Genomic DNA, 13048 nt, shown 5'->3' with positions numbered 1-13048 from the left:
GGGCGTCACGCTGCCCGTCGATACCCCGCTAAACCCACCTTCCCTCCGCCACCGGCGCGCGCCAGCACGAGGCCGAGTTCCGCCTCCCGCAAGGTCCAGTCGACCGTGCATTCCACCCGAGCAAGGCCTGCACTGGCGGTCAATTGCGGCGCCTTGGCTGAGACGGGAGCGGCGAGGCCGGCGAAGGTGGTGACCACATCCTCGGCCCATTCGCGCGCGCCGCGTGAGGTCATTTCGGGCAGCAGCACCGCGAAGCGCTCGCCATCCAGCTGCGCCAGTTCATGCCCCGGAAGTGCCATTGTTTCGAGAAACATGGCAAAGCCCCACAGCACTTCATCCGCCGTGCGCTGGCCATAACGCATCAGCAGCGCGCGCATCGCATCGACTGCGAAGACCGCGATCATCTGCCCGCCGCCCTTGGCCAGGTGCCGCCGTAAGCTGGCACAAAACGCCTGCCGATTGGCGAGCCCCGTCAGCGGATCGGTGACCGCGCGGGCGTGCAATTCGCCTTCGAGGCTGCGCACTTGCTGGACCGATCGCATCAGGCACATCGCCCCATCAGGCGTGCCGGTGTTATCGCACATCGGCCTGAGGCTAAGGGCGTACCAGCGCTGGCAGTGCGCTTCCCGGCAGGTGTCGCGTTCAGGGCAGGCGATCACGGGAAACTCGGTCCAGCCGGCCTGCGTGCGTCCGGAGAGCGCCGCGTTGACATGCTCGCCCAGGAAAGCGGCATGATTGCGATCGGCGAGGTCAGTGATGTGCGGCAGCAGCAATGCGCCGGATAGATCGAGCCCCAGCTCGGCAATATTGGCCGATGCGTGAATGATGAATCCATGCCGGTCGAGCCGGATCACAATATCGCCGGAGGTTTCCTCCAGCAGGCCATGCAAGACGTGGCCTTCGACGTCACTCAAACCAATTTTCATGCCGACAGTGCCCCAGCGGTCCAACGAAAGATTCGTCAACTCGCTCCTAGTCAGATTTACTTGGTAACTAACGCGATTTTATTAGGTGAAAACATTCCCCTGTTTTCCCGAAAAGATCCCAATTATTGTTAGCTAAGTAAATAAACTCGACTAAAAAACGAATCACCTCCGGATTTCGTTTACCATATTTTGTAATTGGGACAGTCTATCCAATACGTATTGGCCGCAGTAGGTGACAATTTCTAGTCTCAGGAACCCCGAACTGCTTACAGTTCGATCATGATCCGGACGGATTGGGGGGAGGTTCCGCAGGCTGCGGCAATCCGCTCGCGGCACTCGGCGATCACGGCGCCGATCTCGCCATCGCTGCCCGGGCCGGGGGCGAGTAGTTCGGGCGTGACGCCGAGCGCGGCGGCGATGGAATCGAGCCGTTCGGGCAGGGGGCGGGCCTTGCCCTTCTCCCATGCCCAGACAGTCGGCTTGCTGACCCCGAGCGTGGCTGCGACATCGGCGAGCGTTAGCCCCGCCTCGCGCCGCAGCCGGTTGAGCCGCGAGCCCAGTGCCTCGCTCGATTGCGTTGCCAGTGCCGATTGCCGCGGCTGGTTCGGCACGCCGGGCGCAAAGCCCTGCAATTGCGCCGCGGCCAGTGCAGCCGGACCGATCGCCTGTTCGAAGGCGCAGCCGTAAAGCCGCTCACTGCGCCACACCACTGCCGCCGTGACGATCCCTGCCTCGGGCAGATCGAGCGCCAGCTGCTCGCCCGCCGCCAGATCGAGCGCGGTTTCGATCAGCAGCCCGGCGGCCGAGATATTGTGGATGGTGACGTTGGCTTCCTCGCCATCAGGGGCGAGCCCGCTGGCTGACAGCCGTAAGTCACGGCGGGGGACGGCGCGCTGGCTATCGCCCGCCGCCACAGAATTGAGATGGGCCTTGATGGCCATGGTGTGCGCCCTTTCGCTCTCTGCGTGAGAGCCCGCACAATCCGGCTGGAAAGGTTAAAGCGCAGTCACCAATAATGGTTAATTCAGATGAACTGGACTGCTTTTCAGCTAACCGCATCCAGCCCGTAAGCCGTGTGCAGGACGCGGACGGCGAGTTCAGTCTCGTCTTCGTCGATCATGACGCTGATCTTGATCTCGGAGGTGGAGATTGCCTGGATGTTGATCCCGCGATCCGACAGTGCACGGAACATCGAGGACGCGACCCCGGCATGGCTCTTCATGCCGACGCCGACAACGCTGATTTTGGCGATCTTGCTATCGGTGATGATGCGGTTGAAGCCGATGGAATCGCGGCGGTCTTCGAGCAGCGCCTGCGCGCGCGCCAGATCGGACTGGGGGACCGTGAAGGTCACGTCGGTCTCACCCTTGTCGCGGCCGACGTTCTGGATGATCATGTCGACATTGATGCTGGCCGCAGCCAGCGGTTCGAAGATGTTCGCCACCGCGCCCGGACGGTCGGGCACGCGGGTGAGGATCACCTTCGCCTCGTTCTTGTCATGCGCGATGCCGGTCACAAGCTGGCGTTCCATCAGGCCCTTCTCCACCAATTCGTCCATTTCTTCGTCCGAGACGATCATTGTCCCGGGCAGATCATCGGCGGGCGGGGCGCCTTCGCCGATAAAGCTCGATAGCACCTGCACCCGCACCTTTTCCTTCATGGCGAGGCCGACGGAGCGGGTCTGGAGCACCTTGGCCCCGACGCTGGCGAGTTCGAGCATTTCCTCGTAAGTTACCGCCTTTTGCTTCTTCGCCTTGGCGACGATGCGCGGGTCGGTGGTGTAAACGCCGTCAACGTCGGTGTAGATGTCGCAGCGGTCCGCCTTGATCGCGGCGGCGACGGCGACCGCCGAGGTGTCGGAGCCCCCGCGGCCCAGCGTGGTGATGCGGCCGTCCTCGGACACGCCCTGAAAGCCGGGGATCACCGCAATCTCGCCCGCTTCCATCGCGGCGATCAGTGCGGGCGCGTCGATTTCGTCGATGCGGGCCTTGGCGTGGGCTTCGATGGTCTTGATCGGGAGCTGCCAGCCAAGCCAGCTGCGCGCCTTGCAGCCCAAGGCTTGCAGCGTGAGCGCCAGCAACCCGCTGGTGACCTGCTCGCCGCTGGCCACCACCACGTCATATTCCGCCGGATCGTAGAGCGGATTGGCCTCACGGCAGAAGTTCACGAGCCGGTCGGTCTCGCCCGCCATGGCGCTGACCACCACAGCGACCTGATCGCCGCGCGCCGCCTGCGCGCGCACGATATTGGCCACCCGGCGGATACGCTCCGTCCCGGCCATCGAGGTGCCGCCGAATTTCATCACGATACGAGCCAAGGCGCCAAAGCTCCTGCTGGTGAGTGTTCGCGGGCGCTGTTAGGAGGGCTTCATGGGAAACGCAAACGTATCGAATGTTACTATCCGCCCCGAGGAAGCCGATTTCTTCGCAAATCTCGCGCGCGACTGGTGGAACCCCAAGGGGCCGATGGCGAGTCTGCATCAGGTGAACCCGGTGCGCATGGCGTTCATCCGCGACGCGATTGACGCGCATTGGCCGGGGTCGCGGGCTTCGGCCAAGCCTATGGCGGGCAAGGCGGCGCTCGACATCGGCTGCGGGGCCGGGCTGGTGTGCGAGCCGCTGGCGCGGCTGGGCGCGGCGGTGACGGGTGTTGACGCGGCGGCGGAGAATGTCGCGGCGGCGAGCGCTCATGCGGACGGCGTGGGTCTGGACATCCGCTACATGGCGGGCGAGGTCGCGGGGCTGGACATCGGCACCTTCGACCTTGTCACAAGCGTCGAGGTGATCGAGCATGTCGCTGACAAGCCCGCTTTCCTGCGCGATGTTGCGGCGCGGCTTGCGCCTGATGGCTTGCTGGTGATGTCGACACCGAACCGGACGGCGGCGAGCCGCGTGCTGCTGGTCGGCGCGGCGGAGGCGGTGGGCTATGTTCCCAAGGGCACGCACCACTGGGAGGATTTCATCACCCCGGAGGAGTTGGAAGCGCTGCTGGCGGATGCTGGTCTGACCGTGACGGCCAAGCGCGGGATCGCATGGCGGCCCGGCAAGGGGCTGCACCTGTCGGATGATATGTCGCTGAATTATATTCTGAGCGCAAAGCGCGCCTGACGTCGTCACCCCGGCGCAGGCCGGGGCCCGGTGAAGCGATGTGCAGTGCTTGCCGCTCTGGGTCCCGGCCTGCGCCGGGATGACGAGCGGAGAGGGTCAGGAGCACACCCGCCCCTTCAGCGCCCCATCACTAAACACGCCCGCAACGCCCGCCGCCTTAAGCATCGCAGCCAGCTTCACATCGCCGCAGCCCCGGCCCCTCGGCTCGTCCCCCGTCCGCAGCATTGGTGGCAGGAAGTCATTCTCCGGTCGGACCGTCCATGCGTGAACCACCAGCCCCGCCGCCTTGGCATCCGCCACTAGCGCGGTCGGCGCGCCCTCAGGCGTCAGCACCAGCGCGATATGCGCGCCCACCGCGTCGGCATACTTCGCGACCTCGGCCAGCCCCGTCGGCGTCACCATTTCGGCATAGCGCATCGCAGGCTCGTCCGCCGGGCCGCCGATGGGCGCGACCAACTGCACCAGCTTGAACCCGCCGCCGCGCTGCTTCAACCGTTGGAGCGGGGCAATTTCGAAGCTCTGGATGAACACCGGGTCGGCAGGCGTGATGCCCAGCGTGCGGAATTCGCGCAGCAGCAGATCGACCATGTCGATTCCGTCATTCTGCAACAGAAATTCGGGGCGCTTCAATTCGGGGTAGAGCCCGATCCGTCGCCCCGTCGCCGCTTCCTTGGCGCGCACCAGCTTTACGATCTCGGCCAGTGTCGGCACCTGATACAGCCCGTCAAACCGCGCATTGGCGGGCCGGACCGACGGAATGCGTTCCTTCGCGCGCAAGGTGCGCAGTTCGGCGAGGGTGAAGTCCTCGGCGAACCAGCCGGCGACCTTCTGCCCGTCGATCGTCTTGTCGCGGCGGCGATCCTCGAACTCCTCGCGGCTCGCCACGTCGGTGGTGCCCGACAGCTCGTTTTCGTGACGCGAGACCAGCACCAGATCCTTGGTCGCAACCAGATCAGGCTCGATATAATCCGCGCCCTGATCAATCGCGAGCTCATAGGCGGCGAGGGTGTGCTCGGGCCGCTCGGCACTCGCGCCGCGGTGGGCGATGATCAACATATCCTGCGCCGCCACGGGCGATGCCGCAGCCAGCAGCGCGGCAAGGATCAGGCGGGAATCAATCATTCAACGCTCCTATCGCGGCCCGCGCAGCGGCGAGCCGTTCGGGCCCTTGCCCGGCAATCCGTACGAACGGCACGGCGGCATCGTCCAGCACTTGGGCGACGATCCTTGCAAACTTGTGACGGTCGGCGGGATCGGCGAAAAAGCGCGTGCCATCGTCGATCCACGGCAGATCGGGTTCGAGCAGCAGGTAAAGGTCGGCCTTGGGTGCCTGCATCAGTTCTTGCGGCCGCTCGCCCAGCAGCATTTCGCACCATGCGGCGGTCATCAGCGCATCGGTGTCGGTCAGCAGCAGTGGTCCGGCCCACTCGGCAGCGGCGGCGATCATCGCCTGCTGCGCGCGGCCGATCAGGAGCAGGTCATCGCGGGTGAGCGGCGCCTTGTGCACCTCACAATGGCTGCGGCCATATTCGCCAACGGTCATCGCGCCGGTCTCTGCGGCGAGCGCGGCGGCCAGCGTGGTCTTGCCGGTGCTCTCTGCCCCGTGAAGACAGATGGTGCGACGGTAATGGGCCTGCACCGGCTTTGGCAGGTAGGCCCAATGCGCCGCCGGATCGGCACGCACGCCGCTGCCCGAAAGGCCCGAGAGCGGGTCATCCACCAACCCTAGCACCCGGCCCCCCAGCGGCACGAACAGCCCGCCGACCTGAGCCGCCAGTTCCGCACCGTAATCCTCGCCCGCGAAGAGATAGTCGATGCTTTCGGGATGCGCTGCGGCAACGATGCCGCGCCAGATCGGCCAGAAATCGGCGCTGTCCCCGGGCGCTTGCGGCACCACCTGGCCGTGGCCCAGTACCCGGCAATCGGGGAGCAGATCCCGCATCCATGCCAGCCGCACCTCGCCTGCAATCGGATCATCGGGCAGCCAGCACACCAGCACCGTCAGCTCGTCCACCAGCGCCCGCGCCGCGCGGATCAGCGCCATGTGCCCGGCATGAGGCGGCATGAACTTGCCGAGCAGGAACCCGCGCCGCATCACGCCGCAATTGCCTCGCCGCTGCGCGCCGCCTTGGCCCATGCGATCAGGCCTGCCGTCGCGAGCACCAGAAACGCCACATAAAGCCCGGCGGTGAGATAGAGCTCACGGTTGAGATAGACCCCGATCGACAGCACATTGATGGCGATCCACAGCGCCCAATTCTCGACCTGGCGCATCGCGAGCAGCACCTGCGCCACCACGCTCGCCCCGGCGATGGTCGCATCGGCATAGGGCAGGGCGGCATCGGTGAAGCGCGCCATCGCCCAGCCGATCCCGACGCTCGATCCCGCGACCAGCACCAGCGCGGCGGCCCGTGCGCGCCCGTCCATCCAGCGGACCTCAACCAGCTGCGCCATCCCTCCGGCACGCGCCCACAGCCACCAGCCCCAGCCCTGCACGACGAAGAAGAACACTTGCAACGCCGCCTCGCCATACAGGCGCGCGTCGCGGAAGATCACGAAATAGAGCGCCACCATCGCCATGCCGAACGGGTAGTTCCAGATCGAACGCCGCACGAGCAGGCCGACATTGGCCAGCCCGAGCGCGACGGCGATCATCTCCAGCGGGTTCATCGGAATGTGCGATTCAGGCGAGCGCAGCGGCCCATTCGTCCGCCTTGAAGCCGACCAACAGGCCGCCTGCGTGCTCCGCAATCGGGCGCTTGATCACCGAAGGGTTGGCGGCGAGCAGCGCTGGCGCGGTGTCTGCGCTGGCGGCCAGGGCCTTGTCCGCGTCCGACAGCGCGCGGTAGGTCGTGCCCTTGCGGTTGACCACCACATCGAGGCCGGCGGTAGCGATCCAGCCGGCAATGCGCTCGGGCTCCGCCCCTTCCTTCTTGTAATCGTGGAAGGTGTATTCCCGCCCCTGCGCGTCGAGCCACACGCGCGCCTTCTTCACCGTGTCGCAGTTGGGAATGCCGTAAAGGTGGATGTCAGCCATTGATGATTGTGGTCTTTCGTGCCGGTCAGGGTCTGGAGTGCGTGCGGTATGGCACAGAAAACCGGTCGCTCCAGTGGGGCTTGGGAAAAAATCTGCCGTTCCGGGAGCGAGACTGGAGCAGACATTTCTTCCATCGTCGCCCCGTGCTTGACACGGGGCTTGGCTACTTCTGCGCTGTATCAGGCGCGAACCACTGTTCCCACAGGCCGTCCCAACCGGGGTTCTCCGCCTCAACCAGCGCGAACTTCCATAGCCAAGTAACCCGGCGGCGGAAATGAAAAGCCAAGCGCCGTGTCAAGCACGGGGCGACGAGAGTTTGATGGCAGCTTGCCACTCAGATGCAGTCATTCGCCGCGATCAGCCGCGAACCTGAAAGCGGACGGGCAGCTATCGCCTCACTTGCGCCGAAAGCAGACCTTCCGCTAACGACCCCGAAGCGGTCATCGGTCAGAACAAGCTACTTCTGCGCGGGGCGCGCATTGGCGAATACCCTGCGCGCTTTTTTTGGACGCTCATCCGAACTGAAGAAAGAGGAGGGGCCGCTGTCGAAGCTTTCCGATCTGCGCGTGATCGCTGAGGCACTCGCCGGTGAGGGCCTCGACCTCACGCGGTTCCGGCTAGACGGTTCGGAATATGTCGCCGGCCCGCTCGGAGCTCTGACGCCGGTGTGCATCCTCAGCGCCCGCAAGGATGGCGGCGAATACGGAATAAACTACGTCATGAACCTAATCGTGGCACGGGAGGCCGAGCAGACCCTCGACAGCCTGAAGGCGCAGCTCTTGGCGGGTGGCTATCTTTGGAAGTGGAACATCTACGATGCCGGCTTCACCTTGTCGTCCTTTACAAGGGGCAGGCTTCCCACCGAGGCGCTGACCGCGCGTATTCGTAAGTTCCTTATCGAGAACGCCAGGTCGGATAACGAGGCCGAGACCTTCGCGCGCAGCGGCGACACCAAGTTCCTTGCGGATTGCAGGCGGCTCAAGCCTGAAGAGGTCGAGGCGCGACTGCTCGCTCCGTTGAAGCAGCGCCGCCGGATGCTAGAAGGCGAGACGTAGGCGGATCGCCTCCTCAGGCGCTTACGTCTCGCTATCTCGATCTTCTTATTGCTAGCGCGGTCTGGCTTCCTTGCGCTTTTCCTCGATACCAACATTGTCGACGTTTATCTTCGCGGTCTTCGTGCCGACAGGTCTGACGTCGTGCAATGGGCGCTTTTCACTATCCAGTTCGCACCCTTGCGGTGCAATTGATCATTGGTGCGCAACGGATCAGGCAACGGTTCAGCGCTAATTGAGCGCTATGTCACCTTTCCACCCACGATCGGTCATGAGCCGGACCGGTGCGCGGCCCCGAAAGCCGCCGGGCAGCTTCAACGGGTTTCGTGCCAGCAGCGGAAATTCCGCAACCGACCCCGCTGCAGTCGTCATACGTTTTGGCATCGGGGCCCTACGAAGACCCGCTTCGACTGCAATGCAAATCTCGTAGAGGAGCGCAGGCAAGCAATCGTGCGGATGTTCTCCAGTGCGGCATTACGCCCGAGGATTGCGCGAAGGTCGATTGGTTGCTGGAGGGGTCTAGGTTCTCGCCAGCGGCCAACGAGCGTCCGGCCACAAGTCGTCAGACCAGCGGCCGGAGAGTCTCGTTAAGTACTACTTATCACCATACCACTGGCCGGTGCCACGTGCATTCGTGTCCGAGTACCATTCCATGGTAAGGGCGCCGCGGCGTTTGGCGGCCTCGCCGGTCATGGCTTCGATTCCTCCGACGCAACCGAGCGGCGTTTCCGGCCCCGGCTTGCCCAGATAGTTGCACCCGTAGATCAGCGAAGCTGTTCCCGAAGAATCCTTTGTGGTGCAAGAGAAATGCAGATCGAAGAGGGCATTGTCGGGTTGGTCTTGCCCGATGCAGCGAACGCTGCCCTTCTGGGTCGTCCCGTCGCTGAACTTGGTGGCATAGGTTCCACTGACGATGCCTGCACCTCCAGTGGGCTGGCCGTCGGATCCCGTCATTCCGCCAACGAAATCAACTGGTTCCCAAACAACATCGTAAGTGAAACTTTGAGCAAACGCGGAGCTGCCAAGTAGAACCGTTGCCGCCGCTGTCATAAGTATGTGGAATTTTCTCATAAAATAACCCTCCCCCCCGTGCAAGTGCGTCAAGCATTTGCATCGAGTCGATTATCATGATGCTCCCCTGATGGTTATTTAACATACCTAACGAAATTTTACAAAGTTTGGCTCTCGCTGATGCCACCGCTGTATTGTTTCATCTTCTTCGCTAGTTCTACGTTTCGTTGATCGGCGCGTACGATCAATTACCGGCAACCCGCTCGCGATAACCCCTGCCAAATACGTCGAGGTGATCGCCCTGATCACGAATGGGCGTCTGTGAAGGGGAAGAATGAGCGTCGCGTGTGGCTGGTCCGGTCCGACTATTTTTGTTTGGGTGTAGGCTAAGCCGCCATTCAGCAATCCACCCAATTCCGGCCATTCAGGCCAGCATACGCCCTATCCGAAAGCGGACGGAGCGCATTTCCTACATCGTGCGGGCGCGCTAGGGGGTGGTCTGCTCTTTTTGCATTGTTGTCACCCTGCCTCGCGGCGAACAGCCCCCCCCCCGGAGACGCCGAAGTGTCAACTTCGCTTTTCTGAGACAAGCATATGAAATTTAATAGGAATATTGAAAATTGAGCGCTTGACACCCTGTCAACTTTGTCAACTTCGCGCGGCGTTCCTGTTCAACTGCGCGGAGCGAGATGCGCGTCCGCAATCGCCACGGCGAGGGCGTCGGCTGCGTCGCTTCCGGTGATGGCAACGCCCGGCAGCAGCACCTTCACCATCGCGGCGACCTGCACCTTTTCGGCAGCCCCGGTGCCGGTGACGGCCTTCTTCACCAGCCGCGCGGCGTGTTCGTTGACCGTCAGTCCCGCCGCGCCGCACGCCGCCAGCACCGCGCCGCGCGCCTGTGCCAGCTTCAGCGTTGATTGCGGGTTCTTGTTGACGAAGATTTCCTCGGCAGCAGCGCGGGCAGGCTGGTGGGCGGCGATCACCTCGGCCAGCTCCGCCTGCAACGCGGCAAGGCGCTGAGCCATCGGGGCGGACGGGTCGGTTTTAATCTGGCCATTGGCGACATGGCTGATCCGCGCGCCTTCGCTGCGGATCACGCCCCAGCCGGTCGAGGAGAGCGAGGGGTCGAGGCCGAGGATGATCACGCCTTCAAAGGCCAATCGTCAGGCCGATGCGCCAGGCAGCGGCCAGAAGGAAAGCACTGCCAAGGGCAATCGCCAGCAGCCATTCCCAGCGTTTCAGCCCAGCTTCTCCATCACCTCGTCGGAGATTTCGTAATTCCCCCAGACGGTCTGCACATCGTCATCATCATCGAGCGCGTCGATCAGCTTCATCAGCGTGCCGGCGGTCGCTTCATCGACATCGACGCTCAGCACCGGTTTCCATGCGAGCTTCACATTGTCCGCCGGGCCGAGCACCTTTTCGAGCTCGCCCGCCACGCCGTGCAGCGCATCGGCGGCGGTCCAGATGGTGTGGCCGTCTTCGGAGGATTCCACATCATCCGCGCCCGCTTCGATCGCGGCTTCGAGCATCTTCTCTTCGTCACCCGCAGCGGCCGAATACTCGATCAGCCCGCGCCGTTCGAAGCCGTGCGAAACCGAGCCTTCGCTGCCGAGGTTCCCGCCGTTCTTGCTGAAGGCGGTGCGCACATTGGTCGCGGTGCGGTTGCGGTTGTCGGTCAGCGCTTCGACGATCAGCGCGACGCCGCCCGGGCCATAGCCTTCGTAGCGGATTTCGGCATAGTCCTCGCCGCCCGCCATGCTCGCCTTGTCGATCGCGCGCTGGATATTGTCCTTGGGCATCGACTGCGCCTTGGCAGCGTTGACCGCGAGCCGCAGGCGGGGGTTCATGTCGGGATCGGGCATGCCCATCTTGGCCGCCACCGTGATCTCGCGGCTCAGCTTGGAGAACATCGCCGAGCGTTTCTTGTCCTGCGCACCCTTGCGGTGCATGATGTTCTTGAACTTGGAATGGCCTGCCATTGGACGAACTTCACCGGAATGTTGGAAATGTGAGCGCGCGCCTTACTCCGGCAGGCGCGCTTGGCGCAAGGGCGCGCATCGCAGATGTGATGCGGTTTGCGCTGCGCCCGACCTTTGCCGAAGCGCCGACTGTAACGGGCTGGCAGGCCGTGAAGGCGCTGGCGGTGCTGCTTGCGCTCAGTTTCGCGATCATGGTTCCGCTTGGCCTGATGCTGAATCTGGTCGACCCTGCGATGACGATACGCCTACAGCGGGCCGAGCCTCCACCCAAGCAGCTGCGTGACCTTTTCGTTGCGCTGGCCTTTGCCCCGATCTTTGAAGAAATGCTGTTCCGCGCCTGGTTGTCGGGGCGGATCGCGGCGTTGCGATATGGGCTCTATGGCCTTGTTGCGCTGGCGCTGTTGCTGGCAGACATCGTGCTTGAGACCAGCGGGAACGTGCTGTCAGGCATGGCCGTCCTAGCGGTGTTCGTCGGGCTGCTGCAATGGGGGCTGACGAACGACACCGAGCGCGCGGTGCCCGCGTGGTTCATCCGCCATTTTCGCTGGTTCGTGTGGGGATCGTCGTTGATGTTCGGGCTCATCCACCTCGGCAATGATGACACGCCGTCAGGACTGCTTGGGCTGATTGCGGTGACGCCGCAGATGATTGGCGGTGTGCTTCTCGCCTATACTCGCACGCGGTTGGGGTTGGCATGGGCGATCCTCCACCATGGCCTCTACAACGCGGTGTTCTTCGGCGTGCCCTTTGCTTTGCGCTAAGGCGCGATCTCGAAGTGCAGTATGAAGATTGCTGCCCGGGCGGCGCGCTCAGACCCGCACCGCCGTGCCGCTTGCCGAGACCATCAGCATCGATCCGGTATCGCCGATCACTTCGTAATCGAGATCGATCCCGACCACTGCATTGGCCCCGCGCGCGGCCGCTTCGGCCTGCAATTCCTCGATCGCCTGCGCGCGCGCGTCGGCCAGAATGCGCTCATATGAGCCCGAGCGCCCACCGACGATGTCGCGGATATTGGCGAACAGATCGCGGAACAGGTTCGCGCCGACGATCACTTCGCCGGTGACGATGCCCATGTATTCCTGAATCGGGCGGCCTTCGAGTGTCGGGGTGGTGCTGACGATGACGCCGCGCGAATCTTTCCAAGGGGATGCCATTGCCGTCTCTCCTCTTAATGCTGTCTTACCGAGATAACACAGCTTGACGCAATTTCAATGACAGACGCGCGCGGGCGTCCGGCCTTACTCCATCCCGAGCGCGTTCTTGTACGTCTCCAGCAGCATGTCCTGCTCGCTGCGGTCGTCAGGCTTCATCTTCCTGAGGCGCACGATCTGGCGCATGATCTTGGGGTCATAACCGACCGCCTTGGCTTCCATGTAGACGTCGCGGATATCGTCAGCGATGCCCTTCTTCTCTTCCTCAAGGCGTTCGATGCGCTCGATCAGCAGGCGCAGGCGGTCATCGGTCGATTGGGCGTCGTCGGCCATGGGGGTTCTCCATCAAACAGAATCGGTTGAGCGGTGCGATAGCCAGCCCGCCGCCGCGATTGAACCGCCCCGGCAAATTATTCCTGTGCGTTCTTCGCGATACTGGCTTCCATGCGGGCCAGCTGCTCCTCGGTTGCCGGGGTCTGGCGCGTGGCCTTCCACTCGGCGCTGGGCATCCCGTGGATCACTTCGCGCGCGGCTTCCTTGTCGCCGGGGTAGCCCGCATCGCGAATCCAGTCGGCCAGACAATTGCGGCAGAAGCCTGCCAGCCCCATCAGCTCGATGTTCTGCGCGTCATGTCGATGGCGCAAGTGGCGCACCAGCCGGCGGAAGGCGGCGGCGGCGTGCGCATCATCGAGGCTGTCGAGCGGATCGGCATTGCTATTCATCGCGGCTTTTCCTTGAGTTGAAAAACGGGTGTGCCATAGGCGACCCTAACTAGGGAT

General features: G+C 63.5%; 17 protein-coding genes. 3 read left to right on the top strand and 14 right to left on the bottom strand.

Annotated elements, in window-relative coordinates; genetic code table 11:
* Positions 1 to 5 precede the first annotated feature (5 nt).
* From GRI59_RS01600 to GRI59_RS01590, 3 genes are all read right to left on the bottom strand, one after another.
* Positions 6 to 926, bottom strand: a complete 921-nt coding sequence (locus GRI59_RS01600; RefSeq protein ID WP_160759450.1) for a GGDEF domain-containing protein — start codon at positions 924 to 926, stop codon at positions 6 to 8.
* A 266-nt stretch (positions 927 to 1192) separates the two neighbouring features.
* Positions 1193 to 1867, bottom strand: coding sequence for a helix-turn-helix domain-containing protein (locus GRI59_RS01595; RefSeq protein ID WP_160759449.1), 675 nt, complete (start codon positions 1865 to 1867; stop codon positions 1193 to 1195).
* 104 nt (positions 1868 to 1971) lie between these two features.
* On the bottom strand, positions 1972 to 3243 hold the full coding sequence (locus GRI59_RS01590) for an aspartate kinase (protein ID WP_160759448.1): 1272 nt from the start codon (positions 3241 to 3243) through the stop codon (positions 1972 to 1974).
* 52 nt (positions 3244 to 3295) lie between these two features.
* Here GRI59_RS01590 and ubiG point away from each other — a divergent pair, with 52 nt between their 5' ends.
* On the top strand, positions 3296 to 4033 hold the full coding sequence (gene ubiG, locus GRI59_RS01585; RefSeq protein ID WP_160759447.1) for a bifunctional 2-polyprenyl-6-hydroxyphenol methylase/3-demethylubiquinol 3-O-methyltransferase UbiG: 738 nt from the start codon (positions 3296 to 3298) through the stop codon (positions 4031 to 4033).
* A gap of 96 nt (positions 4034 to 4129) precedes the next feature.
* Here the strand turns inward: ubiG and GRI59_RS01580 are convergent, their stop codons facing one another.
* The 5 genes from GRI59_RS01580 to GRI59_RS15895 form a co-directional block, all read right to left on the bottom strand.
* Positions 4130 to 5155 carry a glycerophosphodiester phosphodiesterase family protein gene (locus tag GRI59_RS01580; protein ID WP_160759446.1) on the bottom strand — a complete coding sequence of 342 codons (1026 nt, stop codon included), beginning with the start codon at positions 5153 to 5155 and terminating at the stop codon, positions 4130 to 4132.
* Positions 5148 to 6170, bottom strand: coding sequence for an AAA family ATPase (locus GRI59_RS01575; protein WP_237440635.1), 1023 nt, complete (start codon positions 6168 to 6170; stop codon positions 5148 to 5150). The genes GRI59_RS01580 and GRI59_RS01575 overlap by 8 nt, the downstream gene beginning before the upstream one ends.
* Positions 6128 to 6703, bottom strand: a complete 576-nt coding sequence (gene pnuC / locus GRI59_RS01570; RefSeq protein WP_160759445.1) for a nicotinamide riboside transporter PnuC — start codon at positions 6701 to 6703, stop codon at positions 6128 to 6130. The genes GRI59_RS01575 and pnuC overlap by 43 nt, the downstream gene beginning before the upstream one ends.
* Positions 6704 to 6716: 13 nt before the next feature.
* Entirely contained in the window at positions 6717 to 7070 is a 354-nt protein-coding gene (locus GRI59_RS01565; RefSeq protein WP_160759444.1) for an arsenate reductase, read from the bottom strand.
* A 163-nt stretch (positions 7071 to 7233) separates the two neighbouring features.
* A complete protein-coding gene (locus GRI59_RS15895) occupies positions 7234 to 7356 on the bottom strand; it encodes a hypothetical protein (protein WP_272916980.1) in 123 nt (40 codons plus the stop codon).
* Positions 7357 to 7549: 193 nt separating this feature from the next.
* On the opposite strand from GRI59_RS15895, the gene GRI59_RS01560 reads away from it, so the two are divergent.
* Positions 7550 to 8125, top strand: a complete 576-nt coding sequence (locus GRI59_RS01560; protein ID WP_160759443.1) for a hypothetical protein — start codon at positions 7550 to 7552, stop codon at positions 8123 to 8125.
* A 591-nt stretch (positions 8126 to 8716) separates the two neighbouring features.
* Here GRI59_RS01560 and GRI59_RS01555 read toward each other — a convergent pair.
* From GRI59_RS01555 to GRI59_RS01545, 3 genes are all read right to left on the bottom strand, one after another.
* The gene (locus tag GRI59_RS01555; protein ID WP_160759442.1) at positions 8717 to 9193 is read right to left on the bottom strand and encodes a hypothetical protein; all 477 of its coding nucleotides are present in this window, start codon (positions 9191 to 9193) and stop codon (positions 8717 to 8719) included.
* 611 nt (positions 9194 to 9804) lie between these two features.
* Positions 9805 to 10278, bottom strand: coding sequence for a crossover junction endodeoxyribonuclease RuvC (gene ruvC, locus GRI59_RS01550; protein WP_160760374.1), 474 nt, complete (start codon positions 10276 to 10278; stop codon positions 9805 to 9807).
* Between the two features lie 93 nt (positions 10279 to 10371).
* A complete protein-coding gene (locus GRI59_RS01545; RefSeq protein WP_160759441.1) occupies positions 10372 to 11115 on the bottom strand; it encodes a YebC/PmpR family DNA-binding transcriptional regulator in 744 nt (247 codons plus the stop codon).
* Between the two features lie 29 nt (positions 11116 to 11144).
* On the opposite strand from GRI59_RS01545, the gene GRI59_RS15735 reads away from it, so the two are divergent.
* Positions 11145 to 11876 (top strand): CPBP family glutamic-type intramembrane protease, encoded by a 732-nt coding sequence (locus GRI59_RS15735; protein ID WP_160759440.1) that lies wholly within the window; start codon positions 11145 to 11147, stop codon positions 11874 to 11876.
* A 48-nt stretch (positions 11877 to 11924) separates the two neighbouring features.
* On the opposite strand, the gene GRI59_RS01535 is transcribed toward GRI59_RS15735, so the two are convergent.
* The 3 genes from GRI59_RS01535 to GRI59_RS01525 form a co-directional block, all read right to left on the bottom strand.
* A complete protein-coding gene (locus GRI59_RS01535) occupies positions 11925 to 12272 on the bottom strand; it encodes a heavy metal-binding domain-containing protein (protein ID WP_160759439.1) in 348 nt (115 codons plus the stop codon).
* A gap of 84 nt (positions 12273 to 12356) precedes the next feature.
* Positions 12357 to 12602, bottom strand: coding sequence for a DUF2312 domain-containing protein (locus GRI59_RS01530; RefSeq protein WP_160759438.1), 246 nt, complete (start codon positions 12600 to 12602; stop codon positions 12357 to 12359).
* 77 nt (positions 12603 to 12679) lie between these two features.
* A complete protein-coding gene (locus tag GRI59_RS01525) occupies positions 12680 to 12991 on the bottom strand; it encodes a DUF1244 domain-containing protein (protein ID WP_160759437.1) in 312 nt (103 codons plus the stop codon).
* Between the last annotated feature and the right edge of the window lie 57 nt (positions 12992 to 13048).

Source organism: Erythrobacter ramosus, from assembly GCF_009828055.1.
GTDB classification, from domain to species: Bacteria; Pseudomonadota; Alphaproteobacteria; order Sphingomonadales; family Sphingomonadaceae; genus Erythrobacter; species Erythrobacter ramosus.
The sequence above is the reverse complement of the archived record's forward strand: the minus strand, read 5'-3'. Positions and strand labels throughout refer to the sequence as shown.